20 protein-coding genes are annotated in these 22,054 nt (G+C 32.8%); 8 read left to right on the forward strand and 12 right to left on the reverse strand.

Annotation, left to right across the window (positions count from 1 at the left end; all coding sequences use genetic code 11):
* Positions 1–8 precede the first annotated feature (8 nt).
* Positions 9–1,181 carry a Pycsar system effector family protein gene (locus BUE95_RS13315; protein WP_073585336.1) on the forward strand — a complete coding sequence of 391 codons (1,173 nt, stop codon included), beginning with the start codon at positions 9–11 and terminating at the stop codon, positions 1,179–1,181.
* Here BUE95_RS13315 and BUE95_RS13320 read toward each other — a convergent pair.
* The 6 genes from BUE95_RS13320 to BUE95_RS13345 form a co-directional block, all read right to left on the reverse strand.
* Positions 1,178–3,541, reverse strand: a complete 2,364-nt coding sequence (locus tag BUE95_RS13320) for a GAF domain-containing protein (RefSeq protein WP_073585338.1) — start codon at positions 3,539–3,541, stop codon at positions 1,178–1,180. The genes BUE95_RS13315 and BUE95_RS13320 overlap by 4 nt on opposite strands.
* A 69-nt stretch (positions 3,542–3,610) precedes the next feature.
* Positions 3,611–4,021 carry a hypothetical protein gene (locus tag BUE95_RS13325; protein WP_073585339.1) on the reverse strand — a complete coding sequence of 137 codons (411 nt, stop codon included), beginning with the start codon at positions 4,019–4,021 and terminating at the stop codon, positions 3,611–3,613.
* A 97-nt stretch (positions 4,022–4,118) separates the two neighbouring features.
* Positions 4,119–4,964, reverse strand: a complete 846-nt coding sequence (locus tag BUE95_RS13330) for a helix-turn-helix domain-containing protein (protein ID WP_073585342.1) — start codon at positions 4,962–4,964, stop codon at positions 4,119–4,121.
* Positions 4,965–5,082: 118 nt separating this feature from the next.
* The gene (locus BUE95_RS13335) at positions 5,083–5,511 is read right to left on the reverse strand and encodes a hypothetical protein (RefSeq protein WP_073585344.1); all 429 of its coding nucleotides are present in this window, start codon (positions 5,509–5,511) and stop codon (positions 5,083–5,085) included.
* Between the two features lie 341 nt (positions 5,512–5,852).
* Positions 5,853–6,806, reverse strand: a complete 954-nt coding sequence (locus BUE95_RS13340) for a transketolase family protein (RefSeq protein ID WP_073585346.1) — start codon at positions 6,804–6,806, stop codon at positions 5,853–5,855.
* Between the two features lie 58 nt (positions 6,807–6,864).
* Positions 6,865–7,713 carry a transketolase gene (locus BUE95_RS13345; protein WP_200778628.1) on the reverse strand — a complete coding sequence of 283 codons (849 nt, stop codon included), beginning with the start codon at positions 7,711–7,713 and terminating at the stop codon, positions 6,865–6,867.
* A 511-nt stretch (positions 7,714–8,224) separates the two neighbouring features.
* On the opposite strand from BUE95_RS13345, the gene tgt reads away from it, so the two are divergent.
* From tgt to BUE95_RS13380, 6 genes are all read left to right on the forward strand, one after another.
* Positions 8,225–9,355 carry a tRNA guanosine(34) transglycosylase Tgt gene (tgt, locus tag BUE95_RS13355; protein ID WP_073585350.1) on the forward strand — a complete coding sequence of 377 codons (1,131 nt, stop codon included), beginning with the start codon at positions 8,225–8,227 and terminating at the stop codon, positions 9,353–9,355.
* Between the two features lie 147 nt (positions 9,356–9,502).
* Positions 9,503–10,591, forward strand: coding sequence for an LptF/LptG family permease (locus BUE95_RS13360; protein ID WP_073585352.1), 1,089 nt, complete (start codon positions 9,503–9,505; stop codon positions 10,589–10,591).
* The gene (locus tag BUE95_RS13365) at positions 10,578–11,465 is read left to right on the forward strand and encodes a DMT family transporter (RefSeq protein WP_073585354.1); all 888 of its coding nucleotides are present in this window, start codon (positions 10,578–10,580) and stop codon (positions 11,463–11,465) included. The genes BUE95_RS13360 and BUE95_RS13365 overlap by 14 nt, the downstream gene beginning before the upstream one ends.
* A 71-nt stretch (positions 11,466–11,536) precedes the next feature.
* Positions 11,537–12,490, forward strand: a complete 954-nt coding sequence (locus BUE95_RS13370) for an acetyl-CoA carboxylase carboxyltransferase subunit alpha (protein WP_073585356.1) — start codon at positions 11,537–11,539, stop codon at positions 12,488–12,490.
* Between the two features lie 143 nt (positions 12,491–12,633).
* Positions 12,634–14,184 (forward strand): replicative DNA helicase, encoded by a 1,551-nt coding sequence (dnaB, locus tag BUE95_RS13375; protein WP_073585358.1) that lies wholly within the window; start codon positions 12,634–12,636, stop codon positions 14,182–14,184.
* A gap of 11 nt (positions 14,185–14,195) precedes the next feature.
* Positions 14,196–15,464 carry an asparagine synthetase B gene (locus tag BUE95_RS13380; protein WP_073585360.1) on the forward strand — a complete coding sequence of 423 codons (1,269 nt, stop codon included), beginning with the start codon at positions 14,196–14,198 and terminating at the stop codon, positions 15,462–15,464.
* Between the two features lie 5 nt (positions 15,465–15,469).
* Here the strand turns inward: BUE95_RS13380 and BUE95_RS13385 are convergent, their stop codons facing one another.
* Together BUE95_RS13385 and rlmF are read right to left on the reverse strand one after the other, a co-directional pair.
* On the reverse strand, positions 15,470–15,928 hold the full coding sequence (locus BUE95_RS13385) for a DUF1569 domain-containing protein (protein ID WP_073585362.1): 459 nt from the start codon (positions 15,926–15,928) through the stop codon (positions 15,470–15,472).
* A 3-nt stretch (positions 15,929–15,931) separates the two neighbouring features.
* Positions 15,932–16,837: a 23S rRNA (adenine(1618)-N(6))-methyltransferase RlmF gene (gene rlmF / locus BUE95_RS13390; protein ID WP_073585364.1), complete on the reverse strand. Its 906-nt coding sequence runs from the start codon at positions 16,835–16,837 to the stop codon at positions 15,932–15,934.
* 196 nt (positions 16,838–17,033) lie between these two features.
* On the opposite strand from rlmF, the gene BUE95_RS13395 reads away from it, so the two are divergent.
* Positions 17,034–18,065 (forward strand): toll/interleukin-1 receptor domain-containing protein, encoded by a 1,032-nt coding sequence (locus tag BUE95_RS13395; protein ID WP_073585366.1) that lies wholly within the window; start codon positions 17,034–17,036, stop codon positions 18,063–18,065.
* Between the two features lie 121 nt (positions 18,066–18,186).
* Here the strand turns inward: BUE95_RS13395 and rplT are convergent, their stop codons facing one another.
* The 4 genes from rplT to thrS form a co-directional block, all read right to left on the reverse strand.
* Positions 18,187–18,531 (reverse strand): 50S ribosomal protein L20, encoded by a 345-nt coding sequence (gene rplT / locus BUE95_RS13400; RefSeq protein WP_073585368.1) that lies wholly within the window; start codon positions 18,529–18,531, stop codon positions 18,187–18,189.
* A 110-nt stretch (positions 18,532–18,641) separates the two neighbouring features.
* A complete protein-coding gene (gene rpmI / locus BUE95_RS13405; protein WP_073585370.1) occupies positions 18,642–18,839 on the reverse strand; it encodes a 50S ribosomal protein L35 in 198 nt (65 codons plus the stop codon).
* A 64-nt stretch (positions 18,840–18,903) separates the two neighbouring features.
* Positions 18,904–19,455 (reverse strand): translation initiation factor IF-3, encoded by a 552-nt coding sequence (gene infC, locus BUE95_RS13410; RefSeq protein WP_073585372.1) that lies wholly within the window; start codon positions 19,453–19,455, stop codon positions 18,904–18,906.
* Positions 19,456–19,483: 28 nt separating this feature from the next.
* Entirely contained in the window at positions 19,484–21,424 is a 1,941-nt protein-coding gene (gene thrS / locus BUE95_RS13415; protein WP_073585374.1) for a threonine--tRNA ligase, read from the reverse strand.
* Positions 21,425–22,054: the final 630 nt, after the last annotated feature.

The raw sequence follows: 22,054 nt of genomic DNA on the forward strand, positions 1-22,054 counted from the left end.
ATTATTACATGAACCTGATTCAACAAGCAGAGCAATTTGTAACGCGATTACTTCAAGAACAATTGCCTTCTACTTTTCTTTATCATAATTTCAATCATACAGTTGGGGTAGTCAAGGCTGTAACCTCCATAGCAAAGTATCAACAAATTTCCGACGAAGATACTGAAAAATTATTACTTGCCGCTTGGTTTCATGATACGGGTTATATAAAAGGAGTACAAAATCACGAGGTAGCTAGTGTAGCAATTTTAGAATCCTTTTTGGAACAACAAGCAGGAAAAGAAGTTCTTTTTAAAGCGGTTTCGGGTCTTATAATGGCAACAGTTTTTAATGCAAAGCCTGCAAATAATTTAGAACAAATTATAAGAGATGCTGATTATTTTCATTTTGCTAATGAGCATTATTTGACGCTTTGTGAATTTCTTCGTGAAGAATGGAAAAACACTTGTGATAAGACTTTTACAGATTTAGAGTGGGCTAAAGAAAATTTAATAATGCTCACCCAAAGGCATGTGTTTTATACACCATTTGCATTGACTTTTTGGCAACCTATTAAAGAAAAAAATATTGCTCGAATTGAAAAAAGGATAAAGAAAATGATCAATACTGTTGATCCTATTGTTTCAGATTCAAAGAAGACAGAAAAGTCGGAGCGTGGAATTGATACTATGTTTCGTGTTACCCTAAATAATCATACTCGATTGAGTGAAATTGCCGATAGTAAAGCCAATATTTTACTTTCGGTAAATGCCATTATAATATCCATTGCACTTTCAACTTTAATACCGAAATTAGACAGTCCAAATAATGCACATTTAGTGATTCCAACTTTGGTGTTGATTGTTTTTAGTGTGGTGTCTATTATTTTTGCTATTCTGTCTACACGACCAAAAGTTACAACTGGTACTTTTTCCCAATTTGATGTTCAGGAGCGAAAAGTTAATCTTCTTTTCTTTGGTAATTTCTATAAAATGCCTTACCAAGAGTATGAAGATGCGGTTAATGAAATGATGAAAGATCGCGAATATTTATACAACGCGATGATTAAAGATTTGTATAACTTAGGTTTGGTTTTGGAACGAAAATATAGGTTGCTCAGAATTACTTATAACATTTTTATGGTTGGGATTATTGTATCCGTACTTATGTTTATCATAGCATTTAAGAATTCTGGAATTTAATTCAATTCATTCAAAAGCTCTTGATAAGTGTAACTTTTATGATTGTTTTCATTTTGCATCACTTGAACTCTTAAAACCTTTAATCCAGAAATACCCTGGAGATCTTCTACTTCAAAACGTTCAATTTTAGGCTGAAGTATTTTTTTGTATTGTAAGAATTTGATATATTTCAAATATTCCGTTTCTTCTTGACTATGTGAATATACAATTGTGATTTTACCCGTTTCGGTAATTCTTTTATTGGTATCTTTTATATTGGCTTTGTCGATACGTTTTTTGACTACCTCATAACGAGCATTGTAGGATCCGTCAACATCAAATCGTTTTTCGTCCATTCTAAATCGAATAGAAATAGGGGTGCTGAAGACTAAAATTAATGATGTTACTTCTAATAGATAAGGCAATTCGTTCTTTATACGTTGGTGTTCTAGTTCCATTTCACAAATGGTCTGCAATTGCCATAATCGTAAATTACTCAGAAATATTTTATCAAATGGAAGGTTGGGAGCGATTGCTTCGCCGATGTATAAATTATGTTCTACACCGTCTGTTTTAAAACGTTCAAAATAGTGAGGATAGATGTTTTGTGCTTCAATTTGTTTGCTGTCTAAAATTGCGGCAAGTTTTTTATTAATTACAGCTAATGTTTCATCAAAATCTTTTCTAGCATGGTAATACATGCCCGATTTAGCATCTAATGAAGCAAAATAATTTTCAATTTTTTCCGATACTTCTTTTTCTGTTTGAAGCGAATTTAAAATAGGATGTATTTCATTTTCAATAAAATGATGAATTTGTTGTTCGGTATCTGTTTTTAATGGAGCTTTTATTTCTTCAATTAATTGTTGAATTTCATATTTTCTTTGTTCAATAATTAAAAGATTTGAGTTGGACTTTATTTGCTCTAAAATATTTAAAATGCGAATTAATTGATTTTTTATATCGGTTTTTAGTGTTTCATTTCTGTGTTCGGATGAACCTTTAATATCTATTTGACCATATAGAGGGAATACTTCTTTAAAAACAATTTCTTTTAAACTGTACTCTTTCGAGATGCTATTGTTTTGAAAATAATTTTTTGCTTCACGTTTGAATTTCCAGTATACACTTGGATGAATTGTAGTGTATTCTTTCTGAATGATGGCTTCAATTTGGTTTTGCATATCTTCAATACTACTAACAATAGTGTCTTCAAGAAATGGCATAATTAATTCTAATTTATTAGCATTAATTGAATTTAAAGCTCTGACTTGAGAAGAGGCTAATTCTAAAACGCCTAATAATTTGTTTTCTTTGATAATAGGAGCTAATAAAAAACTTTTAATGTTTTGACGAATTAGTTTTTCTCCGAAAAGAGTATTTTGTTTTTGTTTTGCAAATGCTTCCGTATCTGGAATTACAAAAATTGCTTTGTTTTCAATTAAGTTTTCATAGGTACACCCACAAAGGGCGTTTTTGCAATCCGATTCTTTTTCATCCAAAAGAATGAAGCTGAACATACTTTCATTATTAAAAATAGGTTTTTCAAATGTATCTTCTTCTTGATTGTACATGGTGAATCCTAATTTTAAATCTGGAATTTTGAATACAGATCTAAAAATGGTGTTTGAATTTTCTTTGTTATTGGTGTTTTTAAACTCTGGATTCAGCAGGTAGGTTTTCAAATTAGAAACCGCATTTTCAACGGTAACATCTACTAATGAAACAATAACAAAGCCTTTGAAAATCCATGAATTTGGTGGGAATTTTTCTTTCCAAAGCGCTGTATTATCATAATTATCAACTAATTCATTAATTTCATCCTCGGTTAGGTGTTTGAAACTATCGGTAGGGTAAATCTCAACGAAATCAGCGTTATAAAGAATTCGATAATGTCTCATTACACCATTTTCATCCGGAATATCATAAAATAATGGTTTTCCAAAATCAATTTTCAAGTTGTAGTAATCATTCAAAATTATAGCACAACTCATGGCGTAGAATTGATGTTCATCAAAATCTCTGATGTTCATATTAATTTCACGCCCAGCATTGTTTATGATTTTCTTAAAACGTTCAGTATAATTAAAAGTTATGTTTTGAAAAGGGATCGTAACAGCTTTTATTTCATTCTGGGTAAGTGCGGTTGGGAATAAATCGGCTAACAAATATTTTATCAATGCTTCGTTTTCCTGAATAAAACCTATATTGTCAATCCCTTCTCTTAATTCGGGTTTTGCATTCACTTCCTTAAGTAATCCCTTGGCATAATTAGATCTAAAATCAATAGATGACAACGCAATTTGTTCTAAACTCTCAATTACTTTATGAAATGAGATTAAGGTTTTGAATGGACTTTCTTTGAATTTAAAATTTTCCATAGGATAATAATTAGTACAAAGGTAGTGAAAGTGTAGTGAATTGATATTTTTTTAATATTAGTTTATGCTTCATTTTAAGGTTTGCTTAATTGAATTGTAAATATTCGATACAGCAACTAAAAAGAAGAAAGCTGGGATATAAGGTTCTTTTATTTTAAGAGGTAATACAGTAGGGGGAACCTTGGGGTGTAGGTGAACGTAGATGGCGATTAACATTATTATTGAAATTGTAACAAATGAAAGTAACGTCAAGTAGTTGTATAATTTGATTGGTATTTTGGATTTGAATAGCAAACAAAATAAAAGGATTGTTCCAACAGTAATTTCTCCTAAAATGCCTAAAATGTATGATGCCTGACCTATCTCACTATTGGTAATCTGAATGGTGTACCAATATTTGAACGGATTTATAAATTTAAGAATTCCAAACAAGAACAATGATGTCGCTAAAAACCAAGTTGTATAAGTTGTGTATTTCATTTTTTCATTTTTAAGTTATTGAAAAACAAAATTGGATGAAATAACTAGAATTTTCTTGGTTGTAAAGTCCAAAAAAAAGGAAAAAAAGTTCAACGCTCTATTTAAAAAGTTTCCGTTTTCTGTAGCAACTAGGTGTTATATTATATTTCATTTTGAACAATTTACTGAAATGAGAAGTATCTGTAAATCCGACTTCATAACATATTTCACTAATTGAAAAATCTGTTGACACCAATAATTGCATAGCTTTTAAAAGTTTTTGTTCTTTAATATAATTAGCGGGTGTGTCCTTAAATACAATTTCAAAGTCTCTTTTAAATGCTGATAAACTTCGGCCAGAAAGTGTAGCTAATTCGGGTATTGTAATTTTTGAAAAAAGATGTGATTGTGTTACTTCTAAAAGATTTGCTTTTCTTGGACTAAAAAGAAACGAAAATAAGCTTATTATATTTTCAGCGTTACTAGTATGAACAAGCAAGAGAATAAGTTCTTTAATTTTAAGTTTCAATAATTCATCGTTAACTAATTTTGGATTTTGAAAATATAACTCTAAACTATTGATAAATTGAATAATAATATCTTCTTTTTCTATTTTTTGCGCATAAGATTTTTCTCTGTGGTATTTGATAAAACTTGGAAATTCTTTGTGATATAATTCTTCTAAAATGTCGCGATGAAGATGGAAGGCTAAAATTTCACAATTTCGATTTTCAAATTTTTGTAACTGCTCGGAAAAGTAACTTCCGCATTTTAATAAAACACTTTCCGAAACGTATAGATGTATACGTTCTGTAGAAGAATTTATGATGCTTTCACCATCTTTGATGAATAAAAAACATGCTTCATCTTGAAAAGTTGATCCAAATTTAAAAGGTGTTTTTATTAGTAGTTTTTCCACTACACATTTGTTATTCAAATTAAGTTGTTCTCTTTTAATGATCATATTTTTTCAATTGAGGTTACACAACTCTTAAGCGTTGTTTGATAAAAAATGGGTATAATTAAAATAAAAATGCACTTTTAATTTGTATTATTTTGTGAGTTTAGCGTTTCTTTAATTTTTATATTTTACTTCTGCTAGCTAAAGAAAGTTCCCAATAGCTGAGAACTAAAATAAGACTTACTTCAAGTAAGAAATAGATTAATTCAATTGGTTTAACTTGACTTGAGTAATAGATTAATGATCCTATTGTTGTTATGCAGTATAGTAAGTTAGCAATGCCAATAAATCGAATATAAGGCCTCCATTGATTTTTTAAAAATAAGAAACAAGCTGTTGCATAGGAACTTAAACAGCTTGCTGTTATAATAAAAAAGATCAAAATTTTTCTTGGCAATCCAAAGTATTCATTAAATAGGAGTAATGTGAATAACAAAAAAACGGCAGACAAAAAAGCTCCTATTGCGTCATATAGAAAAATCATCTTATAGTTGGATAGAGCTGCATATGTCATTCTTTTTTTATTCCAAATATTTTTTAATCTAGTCATTTGTATTTGATTGTCATTACTATAGATAGTATTGTAAAGTTGGTTCGTAAACCATCGAAATTTACGATATTTTTTCGATTCGATTAGCTCTATTTTTATGATAAATTACTTATTGTTTTCAGTTTATCATTCATTTAAATGAGGATGTAATGATGTTCATTATATTGGGTTCCCTTTTGTAAATTAAATTACTATATTCTTTAATTTTACTTTTTAAGAGTAAGATGAAATATTATATTTAAAAATCTAATTTTTAGAGTGTAAAGATAAATATTTGTACAAAAAAAGACCTGATGCAATATTTATCACATCAGGTCTTCTATGATTAAAAGTAAAAACGATTACTTTCTTTTTATAACTTTCTCTGCTTTTTCTATAATGGCTGCACTGTTTAAACCATATTTTTCCATTAGTTGGTCCGGTGTTCCACTTTCTCCAAAACTGTCGTTTACAGCAACAAATTCTTGAGGAACTAAGTGGTTTTGTACTAACGTTCTTGAAACGCTTTCTCCTAAACCACCAATGATGTTATGCTCTTCCGCAGTAACCACACAACCTGTTTTTTTAACTGATTTTAAAATCGCTTCTTCGTCTAACGGTTTAATCGTGTGAATGTTAATTACTTCAGCTGAAATTCCTTTTGCTTCTAAGGCTTCTGCTGCTACTAACGCTTCCCAAACTAAATGTCCAGTTGCGATAATCGTAACATCGGTTCCTTCGTTTAATAGGATAGCTTTTCCAATTACGAAAGGTTCGTCTGCTGGCATAAAGTTAGGTACCACTGGACGACCAAAACGCAAATAAGCTGGTCCGTGATGATCTGCTAGGGCAATAGTTGCAGCTTTCGTTTGGTTGTAATCACAAGTATTAATTACGGTCATTCCTGGTAACATTTTCATCAAACCGATGTCTTCTAAGATTTGGTGTGTTGCTCCGTCTTCTCCTAGCGTTAATCCCGCGTGAGATGCACAAATTTTCACATTCTTATCCGAATACGCTACTGATTGACGTATTTGATCGTATACTCTTCCTGTAGAAAAGTTTGCGAAAGTTCCTGTGAAAGGAATTTTTCCACCAATCGTTAAACCAGCAGCAATTCCAATCATGTTGGCTTCTGCAATTCCGATTTGGAAGAAACGCTCTGGGTGGTTTTTCTTGAAATCATCAAATTTTAATGACCCAATTAAATCCGCACAAAGTGCTACTACATTTTCGTTTTTTTGACCTAATTCTGTCATTCCAGCTCCAAAACCCGAACGGGTATCTTTACTGCCTTGGTTGCTATATTTTTTCATTTGTTTTTAAATTTAATTGCATTCTACTGAACACTTGTAACTTAATACGGAATACTTATTAATAGTCTCCTAAAGTTTCAACATTTTGTTCTAACGCTTTTGCTAATTGCTCATCATTTGGCGCTTTTCCGTGCCAAGCGTGTGTGTGCATCATAAAATCAACACCATTACCCATTTCTGTATGTAATAAAATACAAACTGGTTTTCCGTTACCTGACTTTGATTTTGCATCAGCTAAACCAGCCTTGATAGCGTCGATGTTGTTTCCTTCCTTGATTTCTAATACAATCCAGTCGAATGCTTCAAACTTCGCTTTTACACTTCCCATTGCTAAAACTTCGTCGGTTGTTCCGTCGATTTGTTTTCCGTTAAGGTCAATAGTAGCGATTAAATTATCTACTTTTTTTGCTGAAGCATACATAATTGCTTCCCAGTTTTGTCCTTCTTGTAATTCACCATCACCTAAAAGAGCAAAAACTAAATGATTATCATTATTCAATTTTTTAGCTTGAGCCGCTCCAATTGCAACTGATAAACCTTGTCCTAACGAACCCGATGCCATTCGAATTCCTGGTAAACCTTCATGAGTTGTTGGGTGACCTTGTAATCTTGAATTTAATTTTCTGAATGTTGCTAATTCCGCCACTGAAAAGTAACCGCTTCTAGCTAAAACACTGTAAAAAACAGGAGAAATATGTCCGTTTGATAAGAAGAATAAATCTTCACCAATTCCGTTCATATCAAAACCTTCGTTACGTTTCATAACGTCTTGGTAAAGGGTAACCAAAAATTCAGCACATCCCAAAGAACCTCCTGGGTGACCTGAATTTACGGCATGAACCATACGAAGAATATCTCTTCGAACTTGTGTTGTAAAATCTTGTAGTTGTTGTGTGTTAGACATTATAAAAAAATATATATGTTAATTTGATTGCAAAAGTAATTTTATTTTTTTGGTGCTACAAATCATTTTGTTAGAAGTTATTAAGAATTGTTTTTTTGGATGGGTAATGGGTGATGGGTAATGGGTGATGGGTAATGGGTGATGGGTAATGGGTGATGGGTAATGGGTGGTGGGTAATGGGTGGTGGGTAATGGGTGGTGGGTAATGGGTGGTGGGTAATGGGTGGTGGGTAATGGGTGGTGGGTAATGGGTGGTGGTATTGGTGCTTTTCAACGATGGTGTTCACAGATTGCTTTAAAATTGGTTAAACGGTGTGTTGTTTTTGCTTGTAAAGTCACGAAGACGTAAAGATTTATTAAAATCAAAAATAGTTGCAATCCTCTTTACGTATTGGTAAGTTTGTTTCATCTTTTTGTTAACATTATGTCTTTTCTTAAATAATTCCAAATTCGATACCGAAACCTCGGGACTAAATTCCAAAATAAATTATCTTTGCCGTTCGTAAAAGCACAATATGAAGTTTGATTTAATCACCAAAGACCCAAAAAGTAAGGCTAGAGCCGGAAAAATAACAACCGATCACGGGGTTATTGAAACGCCAATTTTTATGCCAGTAGGAACGGTTGCCTCTGTAAAAGGAGTTCACCAACGCGAGTTAAAACAAGATATTAACCCTGATATCATTTTAGGGAATACGTATCATTTATATTTAAGACCTCAGACGAAAATTTTAGAGGCTGCAGGTGGTTTGCATAAATTCATGAATTGGGACAGAAATATCTTAACCGATTCTGGAGGTTATCAAGTATATTCTTTATCAGGAAGAAGAAAAATTAAGGAAGAAGGCGTAAAATTCAAATCGCATATTGATGGTTCTTATCATTTTTTTTCACCAGAAAATGTAATGGAAATTCAACGTACTATTGGTGCGGATATTATTATGGCATTTGATGAATGTACACCATATCCATGCGATTATCGTTATGCAAAACGTTCGATGCACATGACCCATCGTTGGTTAGATCGATGCATTACTCATTTAGAAAAATTACCATTTAAATATGGTTATGAACAAACGTTTTTTCCAATTGTTCAAGGAAGTACGTATAAAGATTTAAGAGCGCAATCAGCAGAATATATTGCTAATGTTGGCGCACAAGGAAATGCTATTGGTGGATTATCAGTAGGTGAGCCAGCTGAAGAGATGTACGCGATGACAGAAGTAGTTACCGCAATTCTTCCAGAAGACAAGCCAAGATATTTAATGGGAGTAGGTACGCCAATCAATATTTTAGAAAATATTGCGTTAGGAATTGATATGTTTGATTGTGTGATGCCAACACGTAACGCAAGAAACGGAATGTTGTTTACAGCCTATGGCTCGATAAATATTAAAAACAAAAAGTGGGAAGCTGATTTTTCGCCTATTGACGAAATGGGTCACACCTGGGTAGATACTGAATATTCTAAAGCGTATTTAAGACATCTTTTTGCAGCAAATGAATTTTTAGGAAAACAAATTGCTACCATTCATAACTTAGGTTTTTACATGTGGTTGGTTCGAGAAGCAAGAAGACAAATTTTAGCAGGAACCTTCAGAGAATGGAAAGATAAAATGGTGATTCAGATGAGTCAAAGACTTTAAAGTTGATAGGTGAAAGGTATTTGGTGATGGGTGTTTTTGCTAAACTTTGTTTAGCTATTTACCTAAGGTTAGGAGATTCCTAGCAAGCTCGGAATGACAGAGCTAAAAAAACTTGAAACCTGAAACTTGAAACTCGAAAATTGAAATATGAAAATAATAGATAAATACATTTTAAAACGCTATTTGGTCACTTTTTCGGTGATGTTACTTATGTTTATTCCTATTGGAATTACAATAGATGTTTCAGAAAAGGTGAATAAAATGATTGAAAAGAAAATACCACTGAAAGACATTTTAGTGTATTATGGTGATTTTACGGTGTATTTTGCCAATTTGTTATTTCCGATTTTCTTGTTTTTATCTATTATTTGGTTTACCTCGAAATTAGCCAATAATACCGAGATTATTGCGATTTTAAGTTCGGGAATTTCATTTGGTCGATTTTTACGACCTTTCATGTATGGTGCAGTTATTGTATCTATTTTTGCATTAATAATGGGTTTTTTCCTGGTTCCAAAAGCAAGTAAGGGGTTTAATGATTTTCGCTATCAAAATTTAAAGGGAAATTCACAGACAAGAGAGACTTCAGACATCTTTAGGCAAATTAAAAAAGAAGGTAAACTAGAAGAGAATATTTATGTGAGTAATTATAACTACATATCAAGGACAGGGTTTAATTTTACTTTCGAGCGATTTAATGACAATATATTGGTTGAAAAAATAAATGCTAATAGGATTAAATACGAACCTAAAACAAAGAAATATACGCTGTATAATTACAGTAAAAGGACTGTTGGTTCAGTTGATGATAGCATAACGACATTAGATAAAATTGAACTTACATTTGATTTTGAACCAGATGATTTGACTCCAGTTATTTATGTAGCGGAAACTATGACTATTGGTGAGTTAAATAAATTTATCAATAAGGAGCGAGCTAGAGGAAATGGTAATATCAATACGTATTTAGTAGTTTTTTATAAAAAATTTAGTTTACCGATCTCGGCATTTATATTAACGATAATTGCGGTTGCAGTTTCTTCAATGAAACGAAGAGGAGGGATGGGAATTAATTTGGCAATAGGTATTGTGATAGCATTTGTTTTTATCTTTTTTGATAAAGTTTTCGGTACTTTAGCAGAAAAATCGAGTATTCCTCCTTTTTTAGCAGTATGGTTTCCTAATCTAGTTTTTGGAATTTTAGCAGTCTATTTACTCCGCAATGCAAAACGATAATTTAAAAAGCTATTTACATCTTCATGTAATTGTATTTATTTGGGGATTTACAGCAGTTTTGGGAAAATTAATTTCTCTTGAAGCTTTAGATTTGGTATGGTATCGCATGTTATTTGCGTCAGTAATTATGACCTTTGTTGTTATTTTCTACAAGGAGAGCATAAGGGTTCCATTTAATGTTTTAGTAGGGTTTATTCTCTCGGGGATTATTATAGCGCTTCATTGGCTTACTTTTTATCAAGCAATTAAGGTTTCTAATGTTTCAATTACTTTAGCTTGTTTGTCTACAGGCGCTTTTTTTGCGTCTATTTTAGAGCCTATTTTTTACAAGCGAAACATAATTTGGTATGAAGTACTTTTTGGGTTAATTGTAATTTTTGGGTTGGGCATCATTTTTAAAGTAGAAACGCAGTATACTACTGGAATTTATTTAGCAGTAACTTCCGCCTTTTTATCAGCGCTTTTTTCCGTCATAAATGGAAAATATGCTAAAGAATATAGTCCTAATATAATTTCCGTATACGAATTGTCTAGTGGCTTCTTGTTTTTGAGTATTTATTTGTATTTCGCTGATAGTTTTACCCCAGCTTTTTTTGCACTTTCTACAAATGATTTGATCTGGTTGTTTTTATTGTCTTCAATATGTACTGCTTATGCTTTTTCTGCATCGGTAAAAGTAATGAAGTTTCTGAGTCCGTTCACCGTGATGTTAACAATCAATCTTGAACCTATTTACGGCATTATTTTGGTGCTTTTCATTTTTCCAGAGAATGAGAAAATGTCACCTATGTTTTACATAGGAGCTCTTATTATTTTAGCCACTGTTATTGCCAATGGAATAATGAAAAGTCGTAAAAAGTTACCAACAAATTAAACATAAATTTACCAAAGTTAATTGAAAATTTTATCTTTGTAACAACAAACACAAACCCAAATAAACCAATTATGGAATATTTAGATTTTGAATTACCTATAAAAGAGCTTGAAGACCAATTAGATAAATGTCAAATCATAGGTCAAGAATCAGATGTTGATGTGTCTAATACTTGCAAGCAAATTGAGAAGAAGTTAGAAGAAACCAAGAAAAAAATATACAAAAACCTAACGGCTTGGCAACGGGTTCAATTATCACGTCATCCTAGTCGCCCTTATACATTAGAATATATTGCTAATATCACTAATGGGACTTTTTTAGAGCTTTTTGGAGACAGAAACTTCAAGGATGATAAGGCAATGGTTGGAGGACTTGGTCAAATCAATGGGCAATCGTTCATGATCATCGGTCAGCAAAAAGGAATTAATACGAAAATGCGTCAATACCGAAACTTTGGTATGGCCAATCCGGAAGGATATAGAAAGGCACTTCGTTTAATGAAAATGGCCGAAAAGTTCAATATTCCTGTTTTAACCTTAATTGATACTCCGGGAGCTTACCCAGGTTTAGAAGCAGAGGAGCGTGGGCAAGGAGAGGCAATAGCAAGAAATATTTTTGAAATGGCTCGTTTGAAGACTCCAATTATATCTGTGATTATTGGTGAAGGCGCTTCAGGAGGTGCATTAGGAATAGGTGTTGGGGATAAAGTATTTATGTTAGAAAACACATGGTATTCTGTAATTTCACCAGAATCTTGTTCTTCAATCTTGTGGAGAAGTTGGGAATATAAAGAGCAAGCTGCAGAAGCTTTAAAATTAACTTCATTTGACATGAAAAAACAGAAGTTAATTGATGATATTATTCCAGAGCCACTGGGTGGTGCTCACTATGATAAAGATACCACTTTCAAAACAGTCTCAGAATATGTTACGCAAGCTTATGCTGATTTAAAAGATTTATCAACAAAAGAATTAGTGGCACAACGAATGGATAAATATAGTAGAATGGGTGAATTCAAAGAGTAATCACTTATTTTAAAATTATTAAAAAAATCCGAAGCCTTAAGTTTCGGATTTTTTTTGCCTTATCAACAAAATTTTAAAGTTATTAACATAGTGGTATTAAGAACTCCATTTAAAATTTTATAAAAAAAGAGTACCTTAGCAATATGGAAAATGTCAGAAATATGAACCCGATAAAAGTAGATAAAACTACGATTATCAATTTGGAAAAAGGGAAACTACCTCCTCAGGCGTTAGACCTAGAAGAAGCTGTGCTTGGTGCCATGATGATTGATAAAAAAGGGGTTGATGAAGTAATTGATATTTTACAACCAGATGCCTTTTACAAAGATGCTCATAAGTATATTTTTGAGGCGATCGTACAACTATTTAATGAGACCCAGCCAATTGACTTATTAACCGTTTCTGCTCAATTGAAGAAAAATGGGAAATTAGAACTTTCAGGGGGTGATTTTTATTTGATTCAGCTCACCCAAAAGATATCATCTTCTGCCCATATTGAGTTTCACTCCCGTATCATTCTTCAAAAGTTTATTCAACGAAGTCTAATAAAAATTTCAAGTGAAATTATTGAAGAGTCGTATGATGAATCTACGGATGTGTTTGATTTATTAGATAAAGCAGAATCAAAATTATACGAAGTTACCCAAGGTAATATTAAGCGAAGTTCGGAAACCGCACAAAGTTTAGTTATTCAAGCTAAAAAGCGAATTGAAGAGATTGCAGGAAAAGAAGGGTTGAGTGGTATTCCAACAGGATTTCACAACTTAGATAAGTTGACTTCTGGATGGCAACCTTCCGATTTAATTATTGTAGCTGCTCGTCCGGGTATGGGTAAAACAGCCTTTACGTTATCGATGGCGCGTAATATGGCTATCGATTATGGTGCACCAGTTGCATTTTTCTCCTTAGAGATGTCTTCTGTACAGTTAATAACCCGTTTAATTTCATCTGAAACTGGATTGTCTTCTGAGAAATTAAGAACAGGAAAATTAGAAAAACACGAATGGGAGCAATTGTCAATTAAGGTTAAAGACTTAGAGAAAGCGCCATTATATATTGATGATACCCCTTCGTTATCGATTTTTGATTTGCGAGCCAAAGCAAGACGACTTTCCTCACAGTACGGTATCAAAATGATTGTAATTGATTATCTTCAATTGATGACGGCAGGAGGAAATGGAAAAGGAGGAGGAAACCGAGAGCAAGAAATTTCGACCATTTCTCGAAATTTAAAGGCCTTAGCTAAAGAATTGAATGTTCCTGTTATAGCACTTTCACAGTTGTCTCGTGCCGTAGAGACTCGTGGTTCAAGTAAACGTCCATTACTTTCTGATTTAAGGGAATCAGGAGCTATTGAGCAAGATGCAGATATTGTATCGTTTATTTATCGTCCAGAATATTATAAAATTGATGAGTGGGATGATGAAGAGCGTTCTCCAACGCAGGGTCAAGCAGAATTTATCGTAGCTAAGCATCGTAATGGAGGATTAGACAATATTCGATTAAAATTTATTGGAAATTTAGGAAAGTTTGATAATTTGGATGATTTTGGATCTCCTTTTGATTCCCTTCCCTCTAAAATGAATTTGGATGATAGTAATCCTTTCATAACCCCTAATTTGCCGACACCAAATGAAGCTTTTGGTAGTACAATGAATTCATTCGACGATGACGATTCGGATGTTCCATTTTAATATATGAACCCATGCGTAAAGTAATTTATTTTCTGACTTTATTTTTCTTTATCAATAAATGTTTCGCTGCTTTTATATTACTTCCAATGGAGGCTGAGGGGCAACAAAATCATTTAAAAGCTTATGGTATTACCTATTGGGCTTTGGATAAAAGTTATAAAGTAAGTTGGTTATTAAATTACAGAGGCGGTTCGTTTCTTTTGCCTGATGCGCCAGAGGTTAGAAAAGAATGTCAAATTAGAGGTGTTACTTTTGAGGTATTGTCTGATGCAGCTACCAATTTAATTTTAGAAGATATTAGCTCACCATCTCAAAATATGGAAACAGTAGTTTTGGAAAAAGCGCCTAAGATTGCCGTTTATACCCCTAAAGGTAAGCAACCTTGGGACGATGCTGTAACTTTAGTTCTTACTTATGCTGAGATTCCTTATACGGAAATTTATGACGAAGAAGTTTTGTCTGATCAATTGTTACTATACGATTGGTTGCATTTGCATCATGAAGATTTTACAGGACAGTATGGTAAATTTTTTGGAAGTTATAGAAATACCCCTTGGTACATTGAACAAAAAGAAAAATCTGAGGCACTAGCTAAGAAGTTGGGTTATACTAAAGTTTCTGAACAGAAATTAGCGGTTGCATTAAAAATAAGAGATTTTGTTATTGGTGGCGGTTTTATGTTTGCTATGTGTTCGGCCACTGATAGTTTTGATATCGCACTTTCCGCTGAAGGAGTTGATATTTGTGAGCCTATGTTTGATGGAGATGCATCGGCACCAAATTATCAATCTTTAATTAATTATTCCAATACATTTGCCTTCAAGGATTATGCTTTGGTACGTAATCCCATAGTTTATGAATTTTCGGATATTGATACAACAGAAGAGCATGGTAAAGGAGTTTTTACAATGGATAAAGATTATTTTACTTTAATGGAATATTCTGCAAAATGGGATCCCATTCCTACAATGTTGTGTCAAAACCACACCCAATTGGTTAAAGGTTTTATGGGGCAGACTACTGCTTTTGCTGCCGATAAAATAAAATCTAATATTTTAGTCATGGGCGAATGTAAAATCAATGGAGAAGCGAGATACATTCACGGAACTAAAGGAAAAGGAATGTTTACTTTTTACGGCGGTCATGATCCAGAAGATTACCAACATAGAGTAGGAGATGCCCCAACGGTTTTGGATTTACATCCTAATTCGCCTGGTTATCGTTTGATTTTGAATAATGTCTTGTTTCCTGCGGCTAGAAAGAAAAAGTTAAAGACATAATTTAGTTATTTCAAAATATCTTTGATTATCATCCAGTGATGTTTGGTATGTAATACTAAGAATTTTTCTGTTTCCTTCTTGTTAATATCTCCAAAGAAAGGGTGAGGAAAATGAACATTTGTATCCAAACTTTCCCAATTTTTTAAATTCGCTCTCACTTTTTCAAAACTCAAAGCTAAAGTTTCAGGAGAAATGTCACCTTCTGGACGTACAATTTTTGGAGCTTTTGCTTTTCCTCTTGGAAATTTTTTAGCAATACTTAAAAATAAAAAGCGTTTGAAATTAAAATGCCATTGATACTCCGTTGGATTTGAATTTTTACAAGCCATTACAGTTTGGTCAATCGTTTTTAAACTATGTGCAATATGCCAGCCCACACTTCCCGATGAAACTGCTAGATTGACTTTGTGAAAAGATGAAATTTCCGAGTGTAAGTTATTTAATAGGTCGTTTAATTCTTTCATAATTTAATCTTTATAGGTCCAAAACAAAATTCTACTCACTTTATTACCGTGTTTCATTTCTGTAATTTGGTAAGTTGCTTTTACTTTTTTGAGATGTGAAAGTAATGTTTTTAAATTATCTTTTTTAGAAACTAACGACGAAAACCATTTCACTTGTGTTTTAAAATGTACACTTTCATAAATCATATTGCTGATGAAGGTGAGTTCGCCACCCTCGCACCACAACTCGTTATTTACACCACCAAAGTTCAACGTAGGTTTTTTCGAATCTTCAATACCTAAGTTTTTGTTTTTGCGAATCGTGCCTTTGCTTGCTTCTTCTTTCGAACTATGAAAAGGCGGATTACAAATCGTCATATCAAATTGATCTTCAGGAAGAATGATATTTTTAAAGATATTACGTTTTGAAGTTTGCAATCGCAACGTAACGTTTTCTTTTAATTTTTGATTCGAATTGATATTTTCCTGAGCCGCTTCAAAAGCTTGTTTGTCGACTTCGCTACCCACAAAGCGCCAATCGTATTCCGATACACCAATGATTGGATAAATACAATTCGCACCAATTCCGACATCTAAAATGCGAATTTTATGTTTCGTTTGAATTGTTCCATACGTATCTGCTAAAACATCGGCAACTTGATGAATGTATTCCGCGCGTCCAGGAATAGGCGGACAAAGAAATCCTTTTGGAATATCCCAATTTTTGAAACCATAAAAATGCAACAACAAGGCTTTGTTCAACATTTTCACCGCATCAGGATTCGCAAAATCAATCGTTTCGGTGCCAAATTCATTTACAGCAACAAATGGCGCTACATCAGGATTAGCGGCAATTAAAGTTTTGAAATCGTATTTGCCGTGGTGTTTGTTTTTCGGATGAAAGCCGGTTATGGTTTTGGTTGTATTCAAGGTATTGTTTTTAAAGTGTAAAGGTATTGAATCCTGGGGAATAAAGAATGATTGTGTTTTAGGAGGTTTTAATGTTTTGAATTAAATTTCTTATATTTGAATATTACAATTATAGAGTTATATATATATGTGATTATATGAACGAGTTAGAGGTAATTTTTGCCAAACAGACTTAAAAAAGAAAACCCGCAAATAGATGAAAATATTTATATCTCATTCTTCCGCAAATAAAGATTATGGTAATGCACTAGTTGAGTTGCTCAGAGGAATCGGAATAACTGAAGATGAAATCGTTTTTACAAGTAATACTGCTTATGGAATTCCAATAGGACAGAATATATTTAATTGGTTGAAATCTCAAATTACCGAGAAACCGTTTGTAATATATTTACTTTCAAAAGAATATTATTCAAGTATTGCATGTCTGAATGAAATGGGAGCTGCATGGGTAATTGAAAATGAACATGCAATGTTATTTACTCCTAATTTTGATCTTTCAAGTAAGGAGTTTAGAGAAGGTGCTATTGATCCAAGAGAAATTGGTTTTTATATAAATGATGAAGAAAGATTATTTTCATTTATTCAGCACCTAGAAGCATATTTCAATATTTCAAAAAAATCAGTTATTATTAACCAAAAAGTTAAAAAGTATTTATCTGAAATTGAGTCTATAGTTAGTGAATCTTCGAGGACAATTATTCCTCTTAAGTTACCAACAACTGATAATCCAAAAGAAGTTGAAGCCAAAACTCCTGTTATCAATGAAAATAATATTGAGAAAACCATCGGTGAATTACAAAGAGAGATTGAAAAGAATGATGATTTATATTCAAAATTTTTAAATGATATTTTGTCTGGAAAATTAAAAGCGGAGGAATTAATCTTAATTCATTATTTAAATGATACTGGTCGAGGTAAACTTATGGTTGGGTGGCAAGAACATATTGAAGTCAACAATATAAAAGATTGGGAGGATATTAAAGAAATAGATAATATTTTGTCTAACAAATATGAATCTGCGGTTAGAAAAATTGGATTAAGAGGTTTTACAGAAGTTTCCGCAGTAACAAGTGGTGGAAATGCGAAAGAAGTTAAATTAAAAACTGAAATTGAATCAAACATTATTGATTTGCCGAAAGAAATTTTAGATTTGATAACATCATATTTGAAAAATATCCCAGCAAAGCCAAAGAAAGATTTTTGGAAAGATGAAGAATTACCATTTTAAAAAATAAAACCCGATAGCGCGGAATTGTATTCCGTGCCCTCAATCAAAACTACACCAAATAAAAAACCCCGATTTTCATCGGGGTTTAATATATAAGTAAGATAAACTGAGTTAGACGTAATTATTTAATTTTGTTAACGATAGCTGTGAAAGCAGCTGGGTGGTTCATAGCTAAATCTGCAAGAACTTTACGGTTCAATTCGATGTTGTTAGCTTTTACTTTACCCATAAATTGAGAATAACTCATACCATGTAAACGTGCACCAGCATTGATACGCGTAATCCATAAAGCACGGAAATTTCTTTTATTTTGTTTTCTATCACGGTAAGCATAAACCATTGCTTTTTCTACCGCGTTTTTAGCTACAGTCCAAACGTTTTTACGTCTTCCAAAGAAACCTTTGGCTTGTTTTAATACTCTTTTTTTTCTAGCTTTAGTAGCTACTGAATTTGTTGCTCTTGGCATAATTTTAAATGTTTTTTGCAGTAAGGCGGTTTCTCAACACTTATAAACTTGATACTTTGTACTTCGTTCAGCCCACTCCAGGGTTACTAAATTGTTTTAACCAACAACGATTAAATTAAATTTAATTGTTGTTTAATGCTTCTCTCATCTGTTGGGTGAACCAATGTAGCGTGAGTTAAAGCTAATTTACGCTTTTTAGATTTTTTAGTCAAAATGTGACTTTTAAAAGCGTGTTTTCTTTTGATCTTTCCAGAACCAGTAACTTTGAATCGTTTCTTAGCACTAGATTTTGTTTTCATTTTAGGCATTTTCTTCCTGTATTTATAATCTATCTTACTTATTATTTTTCAAAAGAGTTTGCTGGGCAATCTCTTATTTTCCTTTTTTCTTAGGAGCAATGTACATTATCATACGTTTTCCTTCTAAAACTGGCATGGCTTCAACTTTACCATATTCTTCCAATTCTTGAGCCAAGCGTAACAATAAAATTTGTCCTTGCTCTTTGTAGATAATAGAACGTCCTTTAAAAAATACAAATGCTTTTAATTTAGCACCATCTTGTAAAAATTTAAGGGCATTCTTTTTCTTAAACTCATAATCATGCTCATCTGTTTGAGGTCCAAAACGAATCTCTTTAATTACAATCTGAGTAGATTTTGCTTTAAGTTCTTTATCTCTCTTCTTTTGTTGGTACAAAAACTTACCATAATCCATCAATTTACAAACGGGTGGCTCAGCATTTGGAGAAATCTCTACCAAATCAACTTCTTGCTCTTCAGCTAAACGAAGGGCTTCCGCTATTTTGTAAACTCCAGGCTCAATGTTTTCGCCTACTAAACGTACTTCAGGAACACGGATCAAATTGTTGATACGGTGTGCTGCTTTTTTCTCTTCGCGAGGTTGAAAACCTCTGTTGTTTCTAATTGCTATGGCTTTAAGATTTTAGTTAAACTTAAAATTGTTTTAATGTTTTATTGATTTCATCGTTTATTATTGCCGCAAATTGCTCAATAGTAACCGATATATTTCCTTTTCCTTCTTGTCCGCGTTGTCTTACTGAAATGGTTCCGTTTTTTTCTTCTTCCTCGCCAACAATCAACATAAACGGGTATTTGTTCATTTCCGCTTCTCTAATTTTCTTACCGATTGTTTCGTTTCGGTTGTCAATTAGGGCGCGAATTTCGTGATTTTCTAGCAAATCTAAAACTTTTTTCGCATAATTTTCATATTTTTCACTCAAAGACAAGATTATAGCCTGTTCTGGCATCAACCAAATTGGGAAATTTCCAGCAGTGTGTTCTAATAAAATAGCGATAAAACGTTCCATTGAACCAAAAGGCGCTCGGTGAATCATCACTGGTCGATGTAACTTGTCATCTGCACCTTTATAAGACAATTCGAAACGTTCTGGTAAATTATAATCTACTTGGATTGTTCCTAACTGCCAACTTCTGCCTAAAGCATCTTTTACCATGAAATCCAATTTCGGACCATAGAAAGCTGCTTCTCCGGCTTCAATCACATAATTTAATCCTTTATCTTTCGCTGCACTGATAATCGCATTTTCTGCTTTTTCCCAGTTTTCAACGCTACCAATATATTTATCTGGATTATCTAAGTCACGAACTGATACCTGAGCCGTAAAGTTTTCAAAACCTAACGAACCAAAAACGTACAATACCAAGTCGATTACATTTTTAAACTCAGCATCCAATTGATCAGGCGTACAGAAAATATGCGCATCATCTTGTGTAAATCCTCTAACACGAGTCAATCCATGCAATTCGCCCGATTGCTCGTAACGATATACCGTTCCAAATTCTGCATAGCGTTTTGGTAAATCTTTGTATGACCAAGGTCTTGCATTATAAATCTCACAGTGGTGTGGACAGTTCATTGGTTTTAACAAGAACTCTTCGCCTTCTGCTGGCGTATGAATTGGTTGGAAACTATCGGCACCATATTTAGCATAGTGTCCAGAAGTTACATACAAGTCTTTCATTCCAATATGAGGTGTTACTACTTGCTCGTATCCTGCTTTTTTCTGTGCTTTTTTCAAGAATTGCTCTAATCTATCGCGCAAAGCAGCTCCTTTTGGCAACCATAATGGTAAACCTTGACCTACTTTTTGTGAAAAATGGAATAATTCTAATTCTTTTCCTAATTTTCTGTGGTCACGACGTTTTGCTTCTTCTAATAATTCAAGGTAATCTGTTAAGTCTTTTTGTTTTGGGAACGAAATTCCGTAAACACGAGTTAACTGCTTGTTCTTTTCATCACCTCTCCAGTAAGCACCCGCCACTGATAAAATTTTCATCGCTTTGATAATTCCTGTATTCGGAATATGTCCACCACGACATAAATCAAAGAAGTTCGAATGATCGCAGAACGTAATCGTTCCGTCTTCTAAGTTCGAAATCAATTCGGTTTTATACTCATTATTTTTATAAACCTCCAATGCTTCCGCTTTTGAAACCGAACGCATTTTAAATTCATGCTTCTCTCTCGAAATTTCTAACACACGATCTTCAATCTTTTTGAAATCCGCATCCGTAATTTTTTTATCACCAAAATCTACGTCGTAATAAAAACCATTATCAATCGCAGGTCCAAGTGTTAATTTAATTCCAGGGAAAATTTCTTCCAAAGCTTGCGCCATAACATGTGAAGTCGAATGCCAAAAAGCTTTTTTACCTTCTTTGTCATTCCACGTATATAATATAAGTGTACCGTCCGTCGTTAAGGTCGTCGTCGTTTCAATAGTGGTACCATTATAGGAAGCTGAAATCACGTTTCTAGCTAATCCTTCACTAATGCTTTTCGCAACATCCATTGGAGTAACTCCTTGAGCCATCTCCTTAACCGACCCGTCGGGTAAAGTAACTTTTATCATTGTTTAAAATTTATAAGTTGCAAATATATACCAATAATAAAATCCATACAATATATATAAGGTATAATGTTAAAAAAGATTAGGATTTAATATTGGTGTTTAGTCACAAGAAATTTTACTATTATCTATAGTCTAAAAGTTTTATTATTCAAAAACCATTAAGCACTTTGATTAAAGAGTTAGGGTGATGTTTTATTTTGTTTTGTTTTGTTTATTTGGGTTTTTCTGTAAAAACTTTTTCTATACCTATTATATATAGGTGTCAAAATTCATTTCTGCGTATCGGAGATTGTAAATGGAGCTAAAAGCGATTCTGTTTTTAATGCAGTTTGGTTGATTCGATCTTTTTTTATGTGTTTTTTAATACTGTTTTTATAAACAAGAGGTTCTTGTGTTTGTGTGTTATCCTTGTAAATCTACTATGTTGGGATCTTGTGCTTAAAATAGGTTGGGTGAGGATAAAAAAACTTTTTTCATTAAAACCTTGTTATCAATGAGTTATAAAAAAGATTAAAAAAAAGGCAAAAAAAAGAAACTAAAAGCCTTGTGGGAACGAAAAAGATTTCTACTTTTGCACCCGCATTAGAGCAGAAGTTCACACACAAACTGGAGAATTAAACAAGTCAAAAA

This window comes from Flavobacterium cucumis (assembly GCF_900148835.1).
GTDB lineage: Bacteria > Bacteroidota > Bacteroidia > Flavobacteriales > Flavobacteriaceae > Flavobacterium > Flavobacterium cucumis.